Here is a 7,350-nt window from a genome sequence, read left to right as displayed (position 1 = left end):
GCGTTCACTTCCGTTACGGCCCGGGGACTCACACACCATCCTTTCGATGGCTTCGTCGGTGGGCTTCAGAGTCTTGGTTTCCCTCCACCCTGCCACCCAAGTTACGGGGCTCTGGCTCTTACCCCGGCGGGACTGCCTCCCGCTGAACACGTCAGCTTTCTCTGGACGCACCGTTGATGACCAGCTCGAAGTTCGTTGGCTGCTCTACGGGTAGATCTGCCGGCTTGGCGCCCTTGAGGATCTTGTCCACGTAGAGTGCGGTGCGCCGATAATGGTCAACTCTGTCGGGCCCGTAGGACATCAGCCCTCCATCGTCCACGAATTCACGGAAGCCGTACATCACCGGGAGCCGTCGCTTCGTCGCGAGTGCGACGATCTGCTTGCGATGGCTGAAGAGCACCGGATCATCGAACACGATGAGCCCGGCGGCTCGCTCCCCAGGGGCGGCGTCAAACACCTGCTCTATCTCCCTCGGATTTCGCGCCCCCAGTGGCTGAAGCTGGACTCCCAACTTTTGGGCGGCGACTCGTGTCTCCTCCAGGAACACGGCAGTAACAGGATTGTCCGGATTCATGAGGATCGCCACGCGGTGCATGTTGCGCACGACCTGCGCGAGCAGCTCGAGGCGCTTGCCACTCAGCTCCGTTGTCAACAGGCTGAGGCCCGTCACGTTCCCCCCAGGCCGGGCGAGACTGGCGACCAACCCCATCTTCACCGGTTCGCCCACGGCGACGATGACGATGGGGATCGAGCTGGTCGCAGCCTTCGCCGCGCGGCTTGCGGGCGTGGCAGCTGACACAATCACGTCCACCTTGAGCCGCACCAAGTCCGCCGCGAGCTCGGGGAGCCGCTCATGACGCCCGTCTGCCCATCGCGGCTCGAGCACAATGTTCTGACCCTCCACGTAGCCCAGCTCGCGCAGGCCCTGTCGGCAGGCCTCCCACAGGTGTCTGGCCTCTGCTGGAGTGAAGGAGAAGAGATAGCCGACACGCGAAACCTTCTGCGGCTGCTGCGCTGCCAGGCGAAGCGGGGCCGCCAACAGGCTCATCCCGACCGCGGAGATAAAGACTCGTCGCTTCATACTGTGAGATAGGAACATAACTGATACTTCGGTAAACGGCAACACGATGGCGGCTCCCTGGTTGGGTGTAATCTGGTGTATGCAAGGGTGGACATTGACGGTACCGGGTCACCACCGCCAACATCTAGAGTGTGACGCACGGAGCGTGGAGCACTGAGCGATGCCGACGCGAGCCCTCCTGACCTACAGCGACTATGCGGCCCTTCCCGACGACGGGCGGCGCTACGAGCTGCATCACGGCGAGCTCTCCGTGACTCCGGCCCCAGGCACCCGGCACCAGGAAGCTATCGTCAACCTCATCGGGCTCTTGCTCCAGCACGTGAGATCACGAGGCCTCGGCAAGGTCTTCGTCGCGCCGACGGACTGCATCCTGAGCAACGTGACGGTGGTCCAGCCAGACGTCTTCTACATCGCCACCGACCGGCTGGCGATCATCAGTGAGCGCGGCATCGAAGGGGCGCCGACCCTCGCGGTCGAGGTGCTCTCGCCGTCCACCGCTCGGCTCGACCGCGATCGGAAGATGAAGCTATACGCGGAGCACGGCGTGCCCTACTACTGGATCGTCGATCCGGAGAGCCGTTCGGTGGAGGCCTACACGCTCACTGGAACCGCGTACGCGCTCGCGGGTCGCGTGACGAACGCGCCGGCACCGCTGCCGCCGTTCAGCGACCTGACGGTCGACCCCACGTCACTCTGGTCCTGACGTCTCCCCTCGCCCGGGGCCGGCCCGCTGAAGCGGGTTGTTGGACGGGGCGGCGCCACGGTACCCGATCTCCATGAAGCTCACCATCGATCTTTCGCCAGCGCAGGCAGAACGGCTCCGCCACGAAGCCGACCGACTCGGTCTCGCGCCGGAGGATCTCGCTCGTGCCGCGATCGTGGACCTCCTGGCAACCCCTGGAGATGACTTTAAGGCAGCCGCCGAACGCGTGCTGCGAAAGAACGAGGAGTTGTACCGGCGTCTCGCCTGATGCGGTATCTCGCACTCGGCGAGGTCGTCGAACTGCATCGCCGTCTCCTCGAAGCCACCGGCGGCGCCTCCGGCACCCGAGATCAGCGGGGCGTCGCTAGCGACCGCCCGCGCGCGAGGAGCCAGGGGTAGAGCGGCGTCAGCCAGACCAGCATGGTGAGCCCGGCGAGGACGAGCGCGACCGGGCGCTGGACGAACTGGGTGAGATCCCACTCGGTCTTGATCATGCTGACCATGAAGTTCTGCTCGAGGATGGGGCCCAGCACCATGCCCAGCACGATCGGCGCGACGGGGATCCCGTTGGCCTCGAGGAAGTAGCCGAAGACGCCCATCGCCAGCATCAGCGCCACGTCCACCAGGCTGTTGTTGATGGCGAAGGCCCCGACCAGGCAGAACATCAGGATCGCCGGCATCAGGACGTTGCGGGGCACGCGGAGCATGAACCCGCTCGCCTTGATGGCCAGGTAGCCGAAGGGGATCAGCAGGATGTTGGCCACGATGAAGGAGAGGTACACCGCGTAGACGAGCTGGGGCTGCTGCTCGAAGATCATGGGGCCGGGCCGCAGCCCCTTCATGTACAGGACCCCGATCACGATCGCGGTGATCGAGTCGCCCGGGATGCCGAAGACGAGGGCCGGCACCCAGTCGCCGGCGAGACAGGCGTTGTTGGCGGTCCCGGCGTCCACGATCGGCTCGATCGCCCCCTTCCCGAACTTCTCCGGCTCGCGGGAGAAGCGGCGGGCGACCGCGTAGGCGATCCAGGCCGCGATGTCGGCGCCCGCCCCGGGCAGGATGCCGATGAAGGTCCCGATGGCGCCGGCGCGGACCATGTTGGCCTTGTAACGCCACAGGGTCTCGGCCACCCCCCGGAAGATCCGCTCGGCCCGGACCGGCGCGATCGGAAAGCTCAGCGTGGCGCTTCCCATGTTGCGCAGCACCTCGGAGACCCCGAACAGCCCGATCATCGCGGGGATGAAGTCCAGGCCGTTCAGCAGCTCGGTCGTCCCGAACGTGAACCGCGGGTAGCCGAGGGTGATGTCTACGCCGATGGTCGAGAAGAAGAGCCCCATCAGGAGCGCGAGGCCGGCCTTCACGGGCAGGGTGCTCGCGATCATGACGGTGGCCGACAGGCCGAGCGCGGCCAGCCAGAAGTACTCGAACGACGTGAAGCGGAGCGCCACCTCGGCCAGGAGCGGGGCGGCGACCATCAGGACCACCGCGCCCATGAGCCCGCCGATCGCCGAGGTCACGACGTCCACGCCCAGGACCAGCTCCGCCTTGCCCTGCTTGGTCAGCTCGTAGGAGTCATCGGTGTAGGCCGCCGACGACGGCGTGCCCGGGATGCGGACCAGCGCGGCCGGGATATCTCCGGCGAAGATCGCCATGGCCGACATGGTGACGATGGCCACCAGGGACGAGAGCGGATCCATGAAGAACGTGAACGGCACCAGGAGCGCCGCGGCCATGGTCGCGGTGAGCCCCGGGATCGCCCCCACGAACAGCCCGTAGACGCTGCAGATCACGATGGTGAGGAGGACCTTCCAGCTCGCGAGGAGGACCAGGGCCTGCCCGATGTGCTCGATCACCCGATCACCACCAGAGCAGGCCGAGCGGCAGCGGGACCCGGAGGACCTTCACGAACAGGAAGTGCACGATCGCGATGAACGCGATCGCCACCACCAGCGCCCGGAGGGGCGGTACCCGGAGGCGCCACATCATGAGGAAGAGGAGCAGCGTGCCGGTGATGAGAAACCCCAGCCACTCCACGAGGCCGAGGTAGGCGAACACGCCGCCGAGGACGAACAGCGCGTTGACGAAGCCGACGTTGCGGTGCAGCCGCCGCCACTCGACGGCCTGGGTCGCGTCCCGCGCCCGCGCGCCCTGCACGGCCAGCGCCGCGCCGAGGACCGCCATGAGCGTGCCGAGGATCCGCGGGAACAGGGCGGGGCCCGGGTGGCCGCCGTCGAGCGCGGGATAGTTGAGCGTGCCGGCCACGATGAGGGCGCCGGCCCCGATGAAGCCGACGCCCACCACCGTGTCGCTGATCTTCATGCGGAGCGGCCGGAGGCGCTACTTGGCGACGCCCGCTTCCTTCATCAGCACCCCCATGGTCGCGTCCTGCTCGGCCATGAACTTCCCGAACTCGGCCGCGGGGCTCCAGAGGATGCCGAACGGCGCCGCGTTCATGAAGTCGTTGTACTCCTTGGTCCGGACGACCTTGTCCAACGCCTTCTCGAGGATTGCAACGATCTCGGGAGGCGTGCCCTTGGGCGCTGCGATGCCCCGCCACGCGCCCATCGTCCAGTTGATCCCCAGCTCCTTGAGCGTCGGGACATCTTTGAACGCCGGGTCGCGCTTGTCGGCCATGTGGGCCAGCGCGCGCACCTTGCCGGCCTCGATGAGGGGCCGTCCCTCGACCAGGCTCGCGGTCACGACCTGGATGCCGCCGGCCACCAGCTCCTGAAGCCCCGTGGCGGCCCCGGTGCTCGGCACCCACGGCATCGCGTCGATCGGGATCCCCGCCGCCTTCAGCATCCCGGCGCGGGCGATGTCCCAGCTGCCGCCGCGCCCCGTCCCCGAGGCCTTGGCCTTACCGGGGTTGGCCTTCACCCAGTCCAGGAGCTGCTTGAGCGTCTTCCACTCGGAGTTGGCCGCAACCTGCACGCCGGCCGGGTCGATGTTGATCAGTGCGACGGGCGTGAACTCCCGGTAGGTGAGCGGGGTGAGGCCCATCCAGTGCATCATCGTCAGCTCGACGGTGACGATGGTGATCGTGTGGCCGTCAGGCGTCGCCGTCCCGCCCGCCGTGTGGCCCACGGCGCCGCTGCCGCCGGTCCGGTTTACGACGGTCACAGGCTGTCCCAGCTCCCTCTCCAGCAGCAGGGCCACCATGCGGGCGATGCGGTCGGTGCCCCCGCCCGCGGCCCACGGGCAGATGAGCTGGATGGGGCGGCTCGGGTACTTGGCCTGTGCGGCCGCCTCCGAGGGCGGCAGGCCCGCGACGAGCGCGAAGCACACGAAGGCGACGACGGACGATCGGATCCACTTGGCGCTCATGCGAGCTCCCCCTCTTGACGGCGGTCACGGCACGATCACCGCCGGCATGGCGGCGGCTCACCCGGGTCGTACCTTACTCCAGAAGCCACCGCCGCGTCCACGTCCGAGCGTAGATAGACAGTATGACTTCCACGACGTGAGGCTGACCTCCAGCGCTCTTCGTCGATCGCCGTCGCCTACGCGCCGGACGACCGCGGCGCCGACGTGTCCCGCAGCGCGCCGAGAGCCACTTGACATCACGCCTGTTTGGGCAGATCGTCGGGCGCATCGAGCGACTCGCGTGGCACCCCACCTGATCGAGGGCGGCACCGGCCGAGCGAAATGGATTAAGATGCGCCCACCCGAACCCCACGGAGGCCCACACGCGATGGATCATCGCACCTCGAAGAACGGCTGCAGCGCGCCGATCGGTCGCCGGCGCTTCCTCAAGACGGGCGGCGCCGCGCTCACCGTCGCGGCGGCCGGACTGCCCGGGCGCGTCGGCGCGCAGGCGAAGACGGGCGGCACGCTCACCTTCGCCAGCACCGCACTGCCCCCCAGCGTCGAGCCGCACATGCAGGGGCTCGACATCTGGCAGCGGCGCAAGCCGCTCCTTTACGAGAACCTGGTCTGGATCGATCACGCGCTCGAGCCCAAGCCGGAGCTGGCCGAGCGGTGGGAGCAGAAGTCTCCGACCGAGTACGTGTTCCACCTGCGCCGCGGGGTGCGGTTTCACAACGGCAAGGAGATGGACGCGGAGGACGTCAAGTACAGCTACGAGCGCATCCGCGATCCCAAGGTGAGCCCGGGCGCCAACGACCTCGCCTTCGTGAGCCGGATCGACGCGGTCGACAAGTACACGGTGCGCTTCACGCTCAGCGCGCCCGCGGCCACCTTCCTGGTCAACCTCGCCGGCAAGTACAACGGCGTGATCCCCAAGGACGCGGGCGGCGACGGCAGGGCGCTACTCACCACCGCCATCGGCACCGGCCCGTTCGCACTCGACAGCTTCGACCCGAGCCGGCGGCTGGCGCTCAAGCGCAATGGCCAGTACTGGGGCGCCCAGAAGCCCCTGCTCGAGAGCATCGTCTTCCAGGCCATTCCCGACGAGTCCTCGATCGTGGCCGGGTTGCGCACGGGGCAGATCACGCTGGCCGAGTTCTCCTCGGCGCTCACGTTCCAGGTGGCCAGGTCCGTGCCGACCCTCGAGGCGATCCAGGCGCCGTCCACGCGCTGGGTGGTTCTCGATCTGGCGGGCGATCAGGAGCCCACCAGCAAGCCGGAGGTCCGCCAGGCCATCGCGCTCGCCATCGACCGCCAGGCCATCCTGCAGATCGCGGGCTCGGGGCTGGGGCAGCGTCTCGGCGTGCTGCCGCCCGGGCTGAAGGGCTGGGCGCTGCCGTGGCAGGAGCTGCCGAACCAGCAGCGCGATGTCGCGAAAGCCAAGCAGCTCCTGCAGAAGGCCGGCTACACCGGACGCGTGCCGATGAAGATCCGCAACATCGTCGGGTTCCCCGCCCTGGCCGCCGCGCTGCCCGTCATCGTGGACAACCTGAAGGAAGCGGGCATCGACGTGACGGTGGAGACGGTCGACGGCGGTGTGTGGATCAAGGACTGGATCGTGCCGCAGTCGCCGCCCACCATGAACGACTGGGGCGGCTTCGTGGACCCCGACCAGGCCTTCTACCGCCACTTCCACTCGGCGCCGGGCGGCAAGGACTTTCGGCGCTGGAAGAACAAGGCGGCCGACGAGGTGATGGATACGGGCCGGGTCACGCTCGATCGGGCCAAGCGCAAGGCCCTCTACGACCAGCTCCAGCGCATGGTCGCCGAGGATGCGATCACGATCCCGCTCTACTCTCCCGACCTGCTCTACGTGCATCAGAAGACCCTCAAGGGCTTCCAGCCGCACTCCACCGGCTTCTACTACGGACTGCGCTTCGCCTCGCTGGAGGCCTGAGGAGTCCAGCCCGGATTATGCGTGAACACATGCGCCACCCTCACCCCGACCCTCTCCCTCTCCGAGGGAGAGGGAGCCGTTTCGATCCCCTCGCCCCCGGGGGGGAGGGAGCCGTTTCGATCCCCTCGCCCCTGGAGGAGAGGGACAGGGTGAGGGGGCGCATAGGACGCGGAACACGCGTTCGTGAATAGCGGTCGTATGCCGCTCCGCGGCCGGAGATCGGAAAGTAACATTGTGCGAGGACGGGGGATCGGTTAGGGTGCCCGCGGATGTGTCGGGTCGAGAAGGCCGACCGTTCAATGG

General features: G+C 67.7%; 7 protein-coding genes. 3 read left to right on the top strand and 4 right to left on the bottom strand.

The window, feature by feature from the left end:
• Positions 1-151: 151 nt before the first annotated feature.
• The gene (locus Q7W02_18375) at positions 152-1,081 is read right to left on the bottom strand and encodes an ABC transporter substrate-binding protein (GenBank protein ID MDO8478126.1); all 930 of its coding nucleotides are present in this window, start codon (positions 1,079-1,081) and stop codon (positions 152-154) included.
• A 160-nt stretch (positions 1,082-1,241) separates the two neighbouring features.
• Here Q7W02_18375 and Q7W02_18370 point away from each other — a divergent pair, with 160 nt between their 5' ends.
• Positions 1,242-1,784, top strand: a complete 543-nt coding sequence (locus Q7W02_18370) for a Uma2 family endonuclease (GenBank protein MDO8478125.1) — start codon at positions 1,242-1,244, stop codon at positions 1,782-1,784.
• A gap of 73 nt (positions 1,785-1,857) precedes the next feature.
• Positions 1,858-2,052, top strand: a complete 195-nt coding sequence (locus Q7W02_18365; GenBank protein ID MDO8478124.1) for a DNA-binding protein — start codon at positions 1,858-1,860, stop codon at positions 2,050-2,052.
• A gap of 82 nt (positions 2,053-2,134) precedes the next feature.
• On the opposite strand, the gene Q7W02_18360 is transcribed toward Q7W02_18365, so the two are convergent.
• From Q7W02_18360 to Q7W02_18350, 3 genes are read right to left on the bottom strand one after another with little or no spacing between them, the layout of a single operon-like run.
• Positions 2,135-3,637 carry a tripartite tricarboxylate transporter permease gene (locus Q7W02_18360; protein ID MDO8478123.1) on the bottom strand — a complete coding sequence of 501 codons (1,503 nt, stop codon included), beginning with the start codon at positions 3,635-3,637 and terminating at the stop codon, positions 2,135-2,137.
• 4 nt (positions 3,638-3,641) lie between these two features.
• Entirely contained in the window at positions 3,642-4,103 is a 462-nt protein-coding gene (locus tag Q7W02_18355) for a tripartite tricarboxylate transporter TctB family protein (protein MDO8478122.1), read from the bottom strand.
• Between the two features lie 18 nt (positions 4,104-4,121).
• Positions 4,122-5,108, bottom strand: a complete 987-nt coding sequence (locus Q7W02_18350; GenBank protein MDO8478121.1) for a tripartite tricarboxylate transporter substrate binding protein — start codon at positions 5,106-5,108, stop codon at positions 4,122-4,124.
• A 367-nt stretch (positions 5,109-5,475) separates the two neighbouring features.
• On the opposite strand from Q7W02_18350, the gene Q7W02_18345 reads away from it, so the two are divergent.
• Entirely contained in the window at positions 5,476-7,047 is a 1,572-nt protein-coding gene (locus tag Q7W02_18345) for an ABC transporter substrate-binding protein (GenBank protein ID MDO8478120.1), read from the top strand.
• Positions 7,048-7,350 lie beyond the last annotated feature (303 nt).

It is taken from the genome of Candidatus Rokuibacteriota bacterium (assembly GCA_030647435.1).
Taxonomy (GTDB): Bacteria; Methylomirabilota; Methylomirabilia; order Rokubacteriales; family CSP1-6; genus AR37.
Note: the sequence above shows the minus strand (reverse complement) of the source record. Positions and strands in the feature narration are given on the sequence as shown.

What these genes read in the sequence shown, in the direction of transcription:
- Q7W02_18365 (MDO8478124.1), top strand. Translation starts at nt 1,858, where the DNA reads ATGAAGCTCACCATCGATCTTTCGCCAGCGCAGGCAGAACGGCTCCGC.
- Q7W02_18345 (MDO8478120.1), top strand. Translation starts at nt 5,476, where the DNA reads ATGGATCATCGCACCTCGAAGAACGGCTGCAGCGCGCCGATCGGTCGC.
- Q7W02_18355 (MDO8478122.1), bottom strand. Translation starts at nt 4,103, where the DNA reads ATGAAGATCAGCGACACGGTGGTGGGCGTCGGCTTCATCGGGGCCGGC.
- Q7W02_18350 (MDO8478121.1), bottom strand. Translation starts at nt 5,108, where the DNA reads ATGAGCGCCAAGTGGATCCGATCGTCCGTCGTCGCCTTCGTGTGCTTC.
- Q7W02_18370 (MDO8478125.1), top strand. Translation starts at nt 1,242, where the DNA reads ATGCCGACGCGAGCCCTCCTGACCTACAGCGACTATGCGGCCCTTCCC.
- Q7W02_18375 (MDO8478126.1), bottom strand. Translation starts at nt 1,081, where the DNA reads ATGAAGCGACGAGTCTTTATCTCCGCGGTCGGGATGAGCCTGTTGGCG.